The organism is Priestia sp. SIMBA_032, assembly GCF_046535215.1.
In the GTDB taxonomy this organism is placed as follows: Bacteria; Bacillota; Bacilli; order Bacillales; family Bacillaceae_H; genus Priestia; species Priestia aryabhattai.
The window spans coordinates 1-253 of sequence record NZ_JAWRXD010001139.1; the positions used below are offsets into that span (position 1 = coordinate 1).

The window sequence follows — 253 nt, forward strand, 5'->3', positions numbered from 1 at the left end:
CAATTTCTGCAAGCTTATCAAAGAAATCCACTAGTACCTTTTGATGTAAATTTTTAGGTCTGGAAATTAGATAATGGGCAAGGCCGAATATACCGTGAAGAAAATCAATTTGTTCAACTCGATCATCATGAGATAGCTGATCAACCCGCTTTAGAAAATGTCTGATATTTTCGTAGAGTATCTCATCGATAGAATCTAATGCTTCACTTAAATCTATTGATGTCAGATTTTTCTCTGTTACAAAATTTAACAT

1 protein-coding gene is annotated in these 253 nt (G+C 32.8%); it reads right to left on the reverse strand.

The genetic code is table 11. The annotated features are described in order from the left end of the window. Positions 1-253, reverse strand: a 253-nt coding sequence (locus SB717_RS37885; protein WP_410908318.1) for a hypothetical protein, incomplete at both ends; no start/stop codon positions are given.